We start from the raw sequence: 13,887 nt of genomic DNA on the forward strand, positions 1-13,887 counted from the left end.
GCACGTAGCCTTGGTTTGCGGGCGTGCAGTTTAACAGCAGGTGGGTGCCTTGCACCTGTTCAGGCGCAGCCCACTCGCCGCCTGGCCCGGTGCAGCGAACTGTCGCGCATGGCCCAGCGCAGCACCGGCGCCGTGCTGTCGATGCCCAGGCCTACCAGCCGCCGCTTGAGCGGGTGCGGCGTGCGCTCGAGCAGTTCGCCGGCCCAATCGGGCAGCAGGTTGATCCCAGCCTGCATCATCAGGTTGGCCACCGGTTTGGCCAGGCGGCTCGGCGCCGGGGCCTCCAGCAACACACGCACCACTTCGCGGCTGCGCTCGTCGCATACCAGTTGCGGACGCATGGCTTGCAGGTAGTGCGCCACCGCCTGGCGCGAACGCGGCACGTTGCGAGCCCCCAGGCGTTCGGCCACCAGGGCGATCTCGGCGTAGTAGGCGTCCTGGTCGGCCAGCGAGAGGTGCGGGTTGCGGTAGCGCAGGTGCGCGGCCATGAAGCTGCTGACTTCGGCCACGTGCACCCAGGTCAGCAGGTCCGGGTCACTGGCGGCATACGGGCGGCCATCGGCCGCGGTCCCCACCACCTGCAGGTGAATGGTGCGTACCTTGTCGATAAGCCATTCGGCGTCGCGGGTGGAGCCGAAGGTGGTGCCGGAGATGAACTGGCTGGTGCGGCGCAGGCGGCCGATGATGTCCTGGCGAAAGCTGGAGTGGTCCCACACCCCGGCCAGGGCCAGCGGGTGCAGCACCTGCAGCAGCAAGGCGCTGATACCGCCGATGAGCATGCTGGGGAAATCCCCGTGCACCTGCCAGCTGATGCTGCGCGGGCCGAACAGCCCGGGGTCGCCCTTGGGCTGTTCGAGGTCGAGTTGGCCCAGGGCCAGGCCCGTGAGGCTCAGCAACTGTGTTTCGATACGGCGGCGTAGCGCTTCCATGGGTACCTTGAGGCACCGTCGCCGCGGTGCCGTTCATTGATTCAGGCGTTTGTCGATCAGGCCTTGGACCACGCTTGGGTCGGCCAGGGTCGAGGTGTCGCCCAGGTTGTCCAGCTCGTTGCAGGCGATCTTGCGCAGGATGCGGCGCATGATCTTGCCCGAGCGGGTCTTGGGCAGTGCTGGCGCCCACTGGATCAGCTCGGGTTTGGCAAAGCTGCCGATCTCCTTGCTGACCAGCGCCAGCAGTGCCTGCTTGAGGTGGTCGTCCGGGGTCACGCCGTTCATGGGTGTGACGAAGGCATAGATGCCCTGGCCCTTCAGGTCGTGAGGGTACCCGACCACGGCGGCTTCGGCGATGCTGTCGTGCAGCACCAGGGCACTTTCCACCTCGGCAGTGCCGATGCGGTGCCCGGACACGTTGATCACGTCGTCGATGCGCCCGGTTATCCACAGGTCGCCATCGACATCGCGGCGCGCGCCGTCGCCGGTGAAGTAGTAGCCCGGCAGGGGTTTGAAGTAGGTGTCGATCATGCGCTGATGATCGCCGTATACGCTGCGGATCTGCCCCGGCCAACTGGCCTTGATCGCCAGCAGCCCGCTGCCGGGGCCCTCGATCAGCGCGCCCTTGTCGTCCAGCAGCACCGGCTGCACGCCGAACAGCGGACGGGTGGCGCAACCGGGCTTGATGTGGCGGGCGCTGACCAGCGGGCTGAGCATGATGCCGCCGGTCTCGGTCTGCCACCAGGTGTCGACGATCGGGCAGCGCTTCTCACCGACCTTCTCGAAGTACCATTCCCAGGCTTCCGGGTTGATCGGCTCGCCCACGCTGCCCAGCAGGCGCAGGCTCTTGCGCGAGGTACCGTCGAGCGGCGCCGAACCTTCGCGCATCAGTGCCCGCAGAGCGGTGGGGGCGGTATAGAAGATGTTCACCTGGTGCTTGTCGACCACCTGCCAGAAGCGCGAGGCATTGGGGTAGTTGGGCACGCCTTCGAACATCAGGGTGGTGGCGCCGTTGGCGAGCGGGCCGTAGACGATGTAGCTGTGGCCGGTTACCCAGCCGACATCGGCGGTGCACCAGAACACCTCGCCGTCGCGGTAGTCGAACACCACCTTGAAGGTCAGGGCGGCCTGCAGCAGGTAGCCGGCGGTGGTGTGCAGCACGCCCTTGGGCTTGCCGGTGCTGCCGGAGGTGTAGAGGATGAACAGCGGGTCTTCCGCATCCATCGGCTCGGGCGGGCAGTCGTCGCCCACCTGGCTGATTGCCTCGTGGTACCAGAGGTCGCGGGCTTCGTTCCAGTCCACCGGGCCGCCGGTGCGGCGTACCACCACCACGCTGCTGACGTCCGGGCAGCTTTGCAGGGCCTTGTCGACGTTGTTTTTCAGGCCAATGCTCCTGGCGCCGCGCACGCCTTCGTCGGCGGTAATCACCGTGCGGCAGTCGGCGTCGAGGATGCGGTCGCGCAGGGCGTCGGGGGAAAAGCCGCCGAACACCACCGAGTGAATCGCGCCGATGCGGGTACAGGCCAGCATGGCGAAGGCAGCTTCGGGAATCATCGGCATGTAGATGCACACCCGATCGCCCTTTTTCACCCCGCGCTGCCTGAGCACGTTGGCCAGGCGGCACACCTGCTGATGAACCTGGCGGTAGGTGAGGGTGGTGGACTGCTGCGGGTCGTCGCCTTCCCAGATGATCGCCGGCTGGTCGCCGCGCTGAGCCAGGTGGCGGTCCAGGCAGTTGTAGCTGACGTTGAGCTTGGCATCCTTGAACCAGGTTGCCTGGCCCGTGCGCAGATCGCTCTGCTGAACAGCCGACCAGGGGCTGATCCAGTCCAGGCGCCTGGCTTGTTCGGCCCAGAAGGTGTCGGGATCGTCTACGGACTGGCGATACAGGCGCTGGTAGTCGGCCTGGGAGAGTTGTGCCGCCTTGCTGACGGCATCGGCTTCGGGGTAGTCGCTGATATCGAACATTGGGGGGCCCTTTCCTGTTGGATAGGTGTCGCTCCCATCGCGGGCCAAGCCCGCTCCCACGAGGTGTGCATCGTACCTGTGGGAGCGGACTTGGCCCGCGATGGGGATAACAACATCCCGACAGTGTAGCCCTTAGCCCCGGTGACGCCCGCGGAAGTAGTTGATCAGGCCCTGGGTCGAGGCATCTTCGGCCGGCTCTTCGATACCGCCGGTCAGGCGCTGGTACACGCCCTTGCCCAGTTCCTTGCCCAGCTCCACACCCCACTGGTCGAAGGCATTGATGCCCCACACCACGCTCTGCACGAACACCTTGTGCTCGTACATCGCCACCAGCGCGCCCAGGCGCCGCGGGCTGATGCGCTCGACCACCAGGGTGTTGCTCGGACGGTTGCCCGGGATCACCTTGTGCGGCGCCAGGCGCTGCACCTCGGCTTCGGCCATGCCCTTGTCGCGCAGCTCGGCCTCGGCCTCGGCGCGGGTCTTGCCGAGCATCAACGCCTGGCTCTGGGACAGGCAGTTGGCGTACAGCCACTGGTGGTGGTCGGCCACCGGGTTGAAGCTCACCACCGGCACGATGAAGTCGGCCGGGATCAGCTGGGTGCCCTGGTGCAGCAACTGGTGATAGGCATGCTGGCCGTTGCAGCCCACGCCGCCCCAGATCACCGGCCCGGTGTCGTGGTCGACCGGGGTGCCGTCCTGGCGCACGCTCTTGCCGTTGGACTCCATGTCCAGTTGCTGCAGGTGCTTGGTGATGTTGCGCAGGTAATGGTCGTACGGCAGGATCGCGTGGCTCTGGGCGCCCCAGAAGTTGCCATACCACACGCCCAGCAAGGCCAGCAGCACCGGCATGTTCTGCTCGAACGGTGCGGTCTGGAAGTGCTGGTCCATGGTATAGGCACCCGACAGCAGCTCCTTGAAGTTGGCGGTGCCGATGGCCAGGGCGATCGGCAGGCCGATGGCCGACCACAGCGAATAGCGTCCGCCTACCCAGTCCCACATCGGGAAGATGTTCTCTTCACGGATACCGAAGGCCACCGCAGCGGCCTTGTTGCTCGATACGGCGATGAAGTGCTTGTACAGCTCGGCTTCCGAACCACCCTGGGCCAGGTACCAGACCCGAGCCGCCTGGGCGTTCTTCAGGGTTTCCAGGGTATTGAAGGATTTGGACGACACGATGAACAGCGTGGTCTCGGCACGCAGCTTGGCCGACAGCTCGTGGAATTCGCTGCCGTCGATATTGGCCAGGTAGTGGCAGCGCACGCCGCGCTGGGCGTAGGGCAGCAGGGCCTCGGAGACCAGCTCCGGGCCGAGGAACGAGCCGCCGATGCCGATGTTGACCACGTCGGTGATCGGCTTTTCGCTATAGCCGCGCCACAGGCCGTCGTGGATGCGTCCCACCAGCTCGGTGACCTGATTCAGCACCTTGTGCACGTCGGGCATGATGTTCACGCCATTGACGCTCAGTTTGTCGCCCACCGGGCGCCGCAGCGCGGTATGCAGGGCCGGGCGGCCTTCGGAGGCGTTGACGATTTCGCCGGCGAACAGCGACTTGATCGCGTCCTGCAGGCCCACTTCGTTGGCCAGCCCCACCAGCAGGTCGCGGGTCTGGTGGTCGATGAGGTTTTTCGAATAGTCCAGAAACAGCCCGCAGCTGCTCAGGCTGAGCTGCTCGAAGCGCTGCGGGTTGGCGTTGAACGCATCGCGCATGCTGAAGCCCTGCATGGCGCTGCGGTGTTGCTGGAGCGCCTGCCAGGCGGGCAGCGTAGTGACATCGTGGGGGGTGCGGTAGTACGCCATCGCTGCAGGTTTCCTTGGTACGTGAACTGCCTTTGACACTGGAAAGACGGGCCCGTTTCCAGTGTGGCAGGTTAATTGCCCGGCAGCCCGGCCGGGTGCGTTGTCACTGTTCGTCGAGGTTCAGGTGCAGGTTGTCGATCAGGCGCGTGGCGCCCAGTACCGCTGCCACCAGAATCACCAGGTCGCGGTCGTGCGCCGCTGCCGGGCGCAGGTTCAGCGCCTGACGGATTTCCAGGTAGTCGGGCTTGAAGCCGGCCTCCACCAGTTGTTGCCGACCTTCGGCGATCAGCACCTCGAAGTCACGGCGGCCCTGGCCGATTGCCTGGGCGATCCGGCTCAGGGTGCGGTAGATCGTGGGCGCAGTGGCACGTTGTGCGTCGGTCAGGTAACCGTTGCGCGACGACAGGGCCAGGCCGTCCTCGGCGCGCACGGTCGGTTCGCCGATGATCTGGATGGGCAGGTTGAGGTCGCGCACCAGCGCGCGGATCACCGCCAGTTGCTGGAAGTCCTTCTGGCCGAACACGGCCAGGTCGGGCTGGACCATGTTGAACAGCTTGCTGACCACCGTGGCAACACCCTCGAAGTGCCCAGGGCGGCTGGCGCCACACAGCCCTTCGGACAGGTGCGGCACGCTGACCAGGGTCTGGGACGCCATGCCGTCGGGGTACATTTCTTCGACGTTGGGGGTGAACAGCAGGTGGCAGCCGGCCTGCAGGAGTTTTTCCTGGTCGGCGGCGAGGGTGCGCGGGTACTTGTCGAGGTCTTCGTTGGCGCCGAACTGCAGCGGGTTGACGAAGATGCTCGCCACCACGAAATCGGCCCGCTGCGCGGCCTTGGTCACCAGCGCGGCATGCCCGCTGTGCAGGTTGCCCATGGTGGGCACGAAGCCGATGCGCTTGCCCTCGCTGCGTGCGCGGGCGACCGCAGCGCGCAGTTCAAGGATGGTCTTGACGGTATTCATGCGCTGAACCCATGTTCGGTGCCGGGGAAGGTCACGCCCTTGACGGCTTGCACGTAGGCACCGAAAGCACCGGTAATGTCGGGCTGGCCGAGCATGAAGTTCTTCACGAACTTGGGCACGCGGCCGCTGAGCGACAGGCCGAGCATGTCGTGCATCACCAGTACCTGGCCATCGGTGGCGCTGCCGGCACCGATACCGATGACCGGGATGGTCACGGCCTGGGTGATTTCCGCCGCCAGCTCGCTGGGCACGCATTCGAGCAGCAGCATGGCTGCGCCGGCCTGCTCCAGGGCGATGGCGTCGGCGCGCATCTGCCGTGCCTGGTTCTCCTGGCGGCCCTGGACCTTGTAGCCGCCCAGGATGTTCACGGTCTGTGGCGTGAGGCCCATGTGCGCACACACCGGCACGCCGCGTTCGGCCAGCAGGCGAATGGTCTCGGCCAGCCAGGCGGCGCCCTCGACCTTGACCATGTGCGCGCCGGCCTGCATCAGTGCGCCGGCATTGGCGAAGGCCTGCTCGGTGGTGGCGCAGGCCATGAAGGGCAGGTCGGCCAGAATCAGCGCACCCTGGTTGCCGCGCTTGACGCAGGCGGTGTGGTAGGCCATTTCGGCGTTGGTCACCGGCAAGGTGCTGTCATGGCCCTGCAGGACCATGCCCAGGGAGTCACCCACCAGCAATATTTCCACGCCGGCCTGACTCGCCACCTTGGCAAAGGTCGCGTCATAGCAGGTCAGCATGGTTATTTTCTCGCCCTTGGCCTTGAGGCCTTGCAGGGTGGTCAGGGTTACTTCTGGCATGAAAGGAATCCTCGTTCAGGCGCTGTGAAAAACGACTGCGTACAACGCGTGTATTCATCTACTGGAACAGCACATCATCGATTGTGGTGTTTGGAGTACAACCCTGTTCCAGGCCTATATACGCCTTATGCGGCGCCAGGGCGCTGCGGGACGCCTATAGTCGTGAGCACGAAGACTGAAGTCAATTACCCTGTTACCGCATTGTTACGAAGGCGCTGTTACGGGCGTTACCGCGTGGGGGAGCGCCCGGTTACAGGCGCTCGAGGCCAACGAACGGGCATTCTGCCAGCAATCGCGCGAGGGGGCGCTGGTCGGGCAGGCAGAAGTCGCCGGGCACCAGCTCTGCCAGGGGGTACAGCACGAACGGGCGTGCGTGCATGTGATAGTGGGGAACCTTCAGGCGCGGCTCGTCGAGCACCTGATCGGCATACAGCAGGATATCCAGGTCCAGGGTGCGTGGGCCCCAGCGTTCCTTGCGTTCGCGGCCCTGGTCGGCCTCGATGGCCTGCAGGGCATCGAGCAGCGCCAGCGGCGCCAGCGAAGTATCGAGCGCCGCAACCGCGTTGGTGTAGCGCGGCTGGCCAGGCGACAGCGAGTCGCTGGCGTAGAACGACGACACACCGGCCAGTTGCGAACCCGGCAACCGGCCCAGCGCCTCGAGGGCGCTGCGCAGTTGCTGTTGCGGGTCGGCCAGGTTGCTGCCCAGGCCGATGTAGGCACGCACCATGCGGCGTTACTCGCCTGCGCCGTCGGCGCGCTTGCGCTTGCTCGGGCTGCGCTTGCGTTTGCGCGGGCCCGCGCCTGCGCCGTCGTCGCGGCTGCCCAGGTCACGGATCATGTCGCGGCGCTCGCTGTCGTTGCAGTCCTGGTAGTCGGTCCACCATTGGCCCAGGCCGTCGGTTTCCTCGCCCGCGCTCTCGCGCAGCAGCAGGAAGTCGTAGCCGGCGCGAAAACGCGGGTTGTCCAGCAGCAGGTCGGCACGTTTGCCGCTGCGCCGTGGCAGGCGCTCCTGCATGTCCCAGATCTCGCGGATCGGCATCGTGAAGCGCTTGGGGATCGCAATGCGCTGGCACTGTTCGGCGATCAGCTCGTGGGCGGCTTCCTGCAGGGCCGGGATCGGCGGCATGCCGCGGCTCTGCAGGCGCAGGGCACGCCCTGGCAGCGCCGGCCAGAGCATGGCGGCGAACAGGAAGGCCGGGGTGACCGGCTTGCCTTGCTTGATGCGCAGGTCGGTGTTGATCAGCGCCTGGCTGATCAGGGTGTGGGTGTAGGTCGGCTGGTCTTCCAGCGCCTGGGCACTGGCCGGAAACAGCGGGTCGAACAGTTGCAGGTCGACCAGCATCTCGAAGGTGTCGGCCGCATAGCCGGACAGGAACAGCTTCAGGGTTTCTTCGAACAGGCGTGCGGCAGGGATTTCACGCAGCATCGGGGCCAGCTCGCGGATCGGCTGCACGGTGTGCTTTTCGATACCGAAGTTGAGCTTGGCCGCGAAGCGCACGGCCCGCAGCATACGTACCGGGTCTTCCTGGTAGCGCTGCACAGGGTCGCCGATCAGGCGGATCAGACGGTTGCGGATATCGTGCACGCCGTTGGCGTAATCGAGAATGCGCTCGCTGACCGGATCGTAGTACAGGGCATTGATGGTGAAGTCGCGGCGCTGCGCGTCTTCTTCCAGGGTGCCGTATACATTGTCACGCAGGATGCGCCCGCTCTCGTTGCGTGAAGAGGTGTGGCTGTTCTCTTCCTCGACCTCGGGATGGTTGGCGCGGAAGGTGGCGACTTCGATGATTTCGCGACCGAAATGGATATGCACCAGCTTGAACCGCCGGCCGATGATCCGGGCGTTGCGAAACTCTGCACGGACCTGTTCGGGGGTGGCACTGGTGGCGACGTCGAAGTCCTTGGGGGTAATGCCCAGGAGTTGATCGCGAACGCAACCGCCGACCAGGTAGGCCTGGTAGCCTGCGTTCTGCAGGCGCTCGACGATGTTCACCGCGTGGCGGCTGAACTGGCCACGTTGCAGTGAATGCTGGCCGCTATTGATCACTTCGGGCGTGGTGCGAATGTGGTGCTGGCCACGCACGGTAGGACGGAATGACTGGAACAACTTCTTCAGCATGGGATGCACTGTTTGAAGGAATGTTCGGCCAAAAACGAAGAATGGCCGCATGATGGGCGGGGATTCTAGCATTTACTCGAAGGATGGTGTAGGCGGGTGCATCGGGCGGGCTGAAAGCCGGAAACTACAAGGGGAGCCGAAGCTCCCCAAGAAGTAGTTGCATGCTCTTATTGTTCTTTTGCCGGGCTTCTTGTTTTTGTTGAGTGCCCTACCCACAAAACCGCAAGGCTTGTGGGTGTTCTCCCTAACCGGGAGTCAAGAGCAAACGGATTGCTTTGGTCGCTGAGGTTGCAGTGATCATGCGATCCAACCAGTTCAGGCCCTGCTTGAGTGCAGTTTTTGTTGTTCTCTGCCTGGTTGTGGGGCAAGCCCCAAATACAACTCCTCTCCAAAAGAATCAGTTAGCTGCGCCTCCGCCGTCTTGTTCTTATTGTGCGTGAGCCGATTCGTCTTATTTTTATTGTCTTTTGCAGTGCTTGTTATTGTTCTTGTACCGAACATATAGCAGGTGCCGTGCCAACTTTTGCAAACCCCAGTAAAACAAGGGGTTAGGCGGTTTTGGGGGCGTCTGACGGGCATAAAAAAACCGGGGATTCGTTACCGTATGCCCCGGTTTCTGTTACGTGATCAGCGTGAGGTAACATTTTTTTCACACGCCCTGGTGTTACCTGCCGGTAACACCGGTGCGCGTGCTGGTTCAGCTTTCGCTGGTGGCCCCGCTCTTGCGCCGCGGGATACCCAGGCGCTGACGACGTTCCCACAGGCATTTGCGGCTGACACCGAGCTTGCGGGCCAGCTCGGTCTCGGTCATGTGGTCCTGGTGTTCGAGTACAAAGTGCTGGAAGTAGTCTTCCAGTGACAGGTCTTCGGTCGGTTCGTGGCTGGTGTTGCTGGCGGCGCCGCCGGCAGACGGCAGGCCGGCGAACACGTCATCGTCTTCCAGGTCGGCCAGCTCGATGTCGATGCCCAGCAGGTCGGCAGAGATTTCCGGGCTTTCGCACAGGATCACCGCGCGCTCCACGGCGTTTTCCAGCTCTCGCACGTTGCCCGGCCAGGAGTAATGACGAATGGCCTGTTCGGCGTCATGGGCGAACTTCAGGTCGTTGCGCCCGATGCGTGCGCTCTGGCGGGCGAGGAACGCATTGGCGATCTCGTTGACGTCGGCGCCACGCTCGCGCAGGGCGGGCAGCTTGAGGGCGATCACGTGCAGGCGATAGTAAAGGTCTTCGCGGAACTGGCCGACCTTGGCCAGGTTCTTCAGGTCGCGGTGGGTGGCGGCAATCAGGCGCACATCGACCTTTTGCGATTGCACCGAGCCCACTCGTCGGATCTCGCCTTCCTGCAGTACGCGCAGCAAGCGGGCCTGGGCTTCGAGCGGCAGTTCGCCGATCTCGTCGAGAAACAGCGTACCCCCGTCGGCCGCTTCGACCAGGCCGGCACGGCCGGCGCTGGCGCCGGTGAACGCGCCCTTTTCGTGACCGAACAGCTCGGACTCGATCAGGCTTTCGGGAATCGCCGCGCAGTTGACCGAAATCATCGGCGCCTTGGCCCGGCGTGACAGGTTGTGCAGCGCGCGCGCCACCAGCTCCTTGCCGGTACCCGATTCACCCTGGATCAGTACATTGGAGTCGGTGGGCGCGACCTTGCGGATCTTGCCGTACAGGTCCTGCATCGGCGGGCACGAGCCGATGATGCCGATTTCGCCATTGGCATTGCCCGGCTTGTCCGCCGGGGCCGCCTTGGCGCCGGCGCTGCTGCGCTCGGCAGGGGCGGCGGGGGCGTTCTGGCGGTCGCGCAGGATGCGGGCGACGGCCTGGAGCATCTCGTCGTGATCGAAGGGCTTGGCGATGTAGTCCACTGCGCCCATCTTCATCGAGTCGACGGCCGAGCGCAGGCTGGCGTAGCTGGTCATGATCAGCACCGGCTTGCCTTCGCCCAGCTTGATCAGCTCGGTACCCGGTGCGCCGGGCAGGCGCAGGTCGCTGACAATCAGGTCGAAGCTCGGAATGCTGAAGCGTTCCTGGGCCTCCTGTACCGAGCCGGCTTCGCTGACCTGGTACTGGTTGCGTTCGAGCAGGCGACGCAAGGCCGAGCGGATGATGGTTTCGTCTTCGACGATCAGAATATGCGGCATTGATTCAATTCTCTCGACGGTCTCAGTTCACAGCGGACGTCGCTACGACATGACGCGGCAGGGTCACACGGATCCGGGTGCCACGCTGGCTTTGAGTATCGGCCGGGCTGTCGATGGTGATTTGTCCATAATGCTCTTCCACGATGGAATAGACCAGAGCGAGCCCCAGCCCGGTGCCTTCGCCCGGATCCTTGGTGGTGAAGAAGGGTTCGAACAGCCGGTCCATGATGCTCTTCGGAATGCCGCTGCCTTCGTCCTCGACGATCAGGTCGACGGTGTGCTCGCTGGCTTCGCTCTTGACCCGTACCGCCGTGCCGGCCGGCGATGCATCGCGGGCGTTGGACAGCAGGTTGATGAGTACCTGCGCCAGGCGCTGCGGATCGCCGTCGACCCAGTGCTCGGGGTCGCACAGGTTGAAGAACTGTACTTCGAAATTGCGCCGGTTCAAGGCCAGCAGACCGATGGCATCCTGCGCCACTTCGGCCAGGCACACCGGTTCGTCACTGTGCTGGTGGCTGCCGGCGTGGGCGAAGCTCATCAGCGACTGGACGATGCGCGAGATGCGCTTGGTCTGCTCCAGGATCTGGCTGCTCAGCTCGGTGATCTCGCCGTCGTCCTCGCGCTCTTCACGCAGGTTCTGCGCCAGGCAGGCGATGCCGGTGACCGGGTTGCCGATTTCGTGGGCGACCCCGGCGGCCAGGCGGCCGATGCTGGCCAGGCGCTCGGAGTGCACCAGCTTGTCTTCGAGCATCTGGGTTTCGGTGAGGTCTTCCACCAACAGCACCAGGCCGCTGTTGCCAGGTGCCAGGGGCTCGTCGATGGCCGCCTTGTGCAGGTTGAGCCAGCGGGTCTGCCCGTCCAGGCCCAGGCGCTGCTTGTGCAGGTGCTCGTCGGGCACGTTGATGAACCCCAGCAACAGGCCGCGCCAGGGTTCGCCGATGGTGGTCAGGCGCGAGCCGACCACACGCTTGGCGGGGATGCCGGTCAGCTCTTCCATGGCCCTGTTCCACATCAGGATCTCCTGATCCTTGGCCAGCGAGCAGACGCCCATGGGCAACTCCTGCAGGGTCTGGCGGTGGTAGCGGCGCAGGGCATCGAGCTCGGCGGCCAGGCCGGTGAGGCGCGAGTGATAGTCTTCCAGGCGGCTCTCGATGAAATGGATGTCTTCGGTCACGTAGTTCTCGCTGCCCGACTTGTACGGCAGGAAGGTCTCGACCATGTCCTGTGCCACGCTGGGGCCCATCAGGCCCGACAGGTTGGCCTCGATGCGGTCGCGCAGACGTCGCAGGGCGTACGGGCGGCGTTCGTCGAAGGGCAGGTACAGGTCGCGCAGGGCTTGCTCGACTTCTTTCTGCGCGGCCTTGGCGCCCAGCGGCTTGGCCAGCTGGGTGGCGAATTCCTGCGGCGAGGCGGCGTGCAGTTCGCGCCGTTGCGGACGGCGCACGTTATCCACGGCGCAGGCCTCGGCGGCGGCGACTTCCTCGGCGCTGGCGTTGCTGAACAGCGAGATCAGGGTGAACAGCAGCACGTTGGCCGCCAGCGAGGCGATCGCCGCCATGTGCCAGCTGGTGTCGTCGAGCACATAGATCATGTTCAGCAGCGGAATGTAGAAGCCCTGCAGGTTGCCCACCAGCGGCAGCAGCATGGTCACCATCCACACCAGGATCCCCGCCAGCAGGCCGGCGATGAAGCCGCGCCGGTTGGCGGTGGGCCAGTACAGCACCGACAGCACGCCTGGCAGGAACTGCAGGGTGGCAACGAAGGCGACGATGCCCAGGTTGGCCAGGTCCTGCTGGGCGCCGAGCAGCAGATAGAAGCCGAAACCGGCGGCGATGATCGCCACGATCAGCGCGCGGCGCGTCCATTTCAGCCAGCGATAGATGTTGCCTTCGGCCGGCGGCTGGTACAGCGGCAGCACCAGGTGGTTCAGCGCCATGCCCGACAGCGCCAGCGTGGTGACGATGATCAGCCCGCTGGCGGCGGATAGCCCGCCGATGTAGGCCAGTAGCGCCAGGGCCTGATTGTTGGCGGCGATGCCCAGGCCCAGGGTGAAGTATTCCGGGCTGGTGCTGGCGCCGAGCTTGAGCCCGGCCCACAGGATCAGCGGTACCGCCAGGCTCATCAACAGCAGGAACAGCGGCAGGCCCCAGCTGGCGCTGACCAGCGAGCGCGGGTTGAGGTTCTCGGTAAAGGCCATGTGGTACATGTGCGGCATCACGATGGCCGAGGCGAAGAACACCAGCAGCAGGGTGCGCCACGGGCCTTCCTGCAAGGGTGTGTGCAGCGCGGCGAGGGCGGTCTGGTTCTGCAGCAGCCACACCTCCAGCTCGTGCGGGCCGCCGAACACCCCGTACAGCGCATACAGGCCGATACCGCCCAACGCCAGCAGCTTGACCACCGACTCGAAGGCGATGGCGAACACCAGCCCTTCGTGTTTCTCGCGGGTGGCGATATGGCGTGAGCCAAAGAAGATGGTGAACAGCGTGATCATGGCGCAGAAGGCCAGGGCCACGCGACTCTTGACCGGCTCGCCGGTGAGGATGCTGATGGAGTCGGCCACGGCCTGGATCTGCAGGGCCAGCAGCGGCAGCACGCCGATCAGCATGAATATCGTGGTGAGGGCGCCGGCCCAGGTACTGCGAAAGCGGAACGCGATGAGGTCGGCCAGCGACGAGAGCTGGTAGGTGCGGGTGATCTTCAGGATCGGATAGAGCAGCACCGGGGCGAGCAGGAATGCACCGGACACTCCCAGGTAGCAGGCCAGGAAACCGTAGCCGTACTGGTAGGCCAGGCCGACTGTACCGTAGAAGGCCCATGCGCTGGCGTACACGCCCAGCGACAGGGTGTAGGTCAGTGGGTGGCGAATGATCGAGCGCGGGATCATGCCGCGCTCGCTGATCCAGGCCACGCCGAACAGCACCAGCAGGTAGGCGGCGCTGATCAGAATCATCTGGGTCAGGCTAAAGCTCATCGGCATCACGTTGGCTCTGCAGGATAAAGGTCACGACGATCAGGATCAGCCACAGCAGGTAGGGGCGATACCAGGCGCCGGTGGGTTCGATCCACCAGTCCATGATGGCCGGGGAGAACAGGTAGATCCCCACTACCAGAAGCAGGACCAAGCGATAGATGTACATGCGGGCCTCGTTGGCTGTGGACGCTGCGTGCCTGGGCTTATTATT

The 13,887-nt window shown here is 64.8% G+C and carries 10 protein-coding genes; all 10 read right to left on the minus strand.

From position 1 onward, the window contains the following. Window positions 1-59 precede the first annotated feature (59 nt). The 10 genes from ACPRTJ_RS14205 to ACPRTJ_RS14250 all read right to left on the minus strand — a co-directional run bounded on the left by ACPRTJ_RS14205 (window position 60) and on the right by ACPRTJ_RS14250 (window position 13,842). Window positions 60-929, minus strand: coding sequence for an oxygenase MpaB family protein (locus tag ACPRTJ_RS14205; protein WP_058540550.1), 870 nt, complete (start codon window positions 927-929; stop codon window positions 60-62). Between the two features lie 33 nt (window positions 930-962). Continuing rightward, a complete protein-coding gene (gene acs / locus ACPRTJ_RS14210) occupies window positions 963-2,897 on the minus strand; it encodes an acetate--CoA ligase (RefSeq protein ID WP_426427041.1) in 1,935 nt (644 codons plus the stop codon). Window positions 2,898-3,029: 132 nt separating this feature from the next. Then, window positions 3,030-4,694, minus strand: coding sequence for a glucose-6-phosphate isomerase (pgi, locus tag ACPRTJ_RS14215; protein ID WP_426427042.1), 1,665 nt, complete (start codon window positions 4,692-4,694; stop codon window positions 3,030-3,032). Window positions 4,695-4,797: 103 nt separating this feature from the next. Continuing rightward, window positions 4,798-5,655: a pantoate--beta-alanine ligase gene (gene panC, locus ACPRTJ_RS14220; protein WP_123753470.1), complete on the minus strand. Its 858-nt coding sequence runs from the start codon at window positions 5,653-5,655 to the stop codon at window positions 4,798-4,800. Further along, complete coding sequence (gene panB / locus ACPRTJ_RS14225) at window positions 5,652-6,452, minus strand: 3-methyl-2-oxobutanoate hydroxymethyltransferase (protein ID WP_426427043.1); 801 nt, start codon at window positions 6,450-6,452, stop codon at window positions 5,652-5,654. The genes panC and panB overlap by 4 nt, the downstream gene beginning before the upstream one ends. 250 nt (window positions 6,453-6,702) lie before the next feature. Then, window positions 6,703-7,179 carry a 2-amino-4-hydroxy-6-hydroxymethyldihydropteridine diphosphokinase gene (folK, locus tag ACPRTJ_RS14230; RefSeq protein ID WP_104571929.1) on the minus strand — a complete coding sequence of 159 codons (477 nt, stop codon included), beginning with the start codon at window positions 7,177-7,179 and terminating at the stop codon, window positions 6,703-6,705. 6 nt (window positions 7,180-7,185) lie between these two features. Further along, on the minus strand, window positions 7,186-8,571 hold the full coding sequence (locus tag ACPRTJ_RS14235) for a polynucleotide adenylyltransferase PcnB (RefSeq protein WP_043863806.1): 1,386 nt from the start codon (window positions 8,569-8,571) through the stop codon (window positions 7,186-7,188). Between the two features lie 697 nt (window positions 8,572-9,268). Continuing rightward, entirely contained in the window at window positions 9,269-10,705 is a 1,437-nt protein-coding gene (locus tag ACPRTJ_RS14240) for a sigma-54-dependent transcriptional regulator (RefSeq protein WP_043863805.1), read from the minus strand. A 22-nt stretch (window positions 10,706-10,727) separates the two neighbouring features. Next, complete coding sequence (locus ACPRTJ_RS14245) at window positions 10,728-13,682, minus strand: sensor histidine kinase (protein WP_162484883.1); 2,955 nt, start codon at window positions 13,680-13,682, stop codon at window positions 10,728-10,730. Beyond that, on the minus strand, window positions 13,666-13,842 hold the full coding sequence (locus ACPRTJ_RS14250) for a hypothetical protein (RefSeq protein ID WP_003250005.1): 177 nt from the start codon (window positions 13,840-13,842) through the stop codon (window positions 13,666-13,668). The genes ACPRTJ_RS14245 and ACPRTJ_RS14250 overlap by 17 nt, the downstream gene beginning before the upstream one ends. Between the last annotated feature and the right edge of the window lie 45 nt (window positions 13,843-13,887).

The organism is Pseudomonas palmensis, assembly GCF_049942755.1.
In the GTDB taxonomy this organism is placed as follows: domain Bacteria; phylum Pseudomonadota; class Gammaproteobacteria; order Pseudomonadales; family Pseudomonadaceae; genus Aquipseudomonas; species Aquipseudomonas palmensis.

Bases quoted from the DNA above. Each gene is read 5' to 3' on its own strand.
- ACPRTJ_RS14205 (WP_058540550.1), bottom strand. From the start codon at position 929: ATGGAAGCGCTACGCCGCCGTATCGAAACACAGTTGCTGAGCCTCACG.
- acs (WP_426427041.1), bottom strand. From the start codon at position 2,897: ATGTTCGATATCAGCGACTACCCCGAAGCCGATGCCGTCAGCAAGGCG.
- pgi (WP_426427042.1), bottom strand. From the start codon at position 4,694: ATGGCGTACTACCGCACCCCCCACGATGTCACTACGCTGCCCGCCTGG.
- panC (WP_123753470.1), bottom strand. From the start codon at position 5,655: ATGAATACCGTCAAGACCATCCTTGAACTGCGCGCTGCGGTCGCCCGC.
- panB (WP_426427043.1), bottom strand. From the start codon at position 6,452: ATGCCAGAAGTAACCCTGACCACCCTGCAAGGCCTCAAGGCCAAGGGC.
- folK (WP_104571929.1), bottom strand. From the start codon at position 7,179: ATGGTGCGTGCCTACATCGGCCTGGGCAGCAACCTGGCCGACCCGCAA.
- ACPRTJ_RS14235 (WP_043863806.1), bottom strand. From the start codon at position 8,571: ATGCTGAAGAAGTTGTTCCAGTCATTCCGTCCTACCGTGCGTGGCCAG.
- ACPRTJ_RS14240 (WP_043863805.1), bottom strand. From the start codon at position 10,705: ATGCCGCATATTCTGATCGTCGAAGACGAAACCATCATCCGCTCGGCC.
- ACPRTJ_RS14245 (WP_162484883.1), bottom strand. From the start codon at position 13,682: ATGCCGATGAGCTTTAGCCTGACCCAGATGATTCTGATCAGCGCCGCC.
- ACPRTJ_RS14250 (WP_003250005.1), bottom strand. From the start codon at position 13,842: ATGTACATCTATCGCTTGGTCCTGCTTCTGGTAGTGGGGATCTACCTG.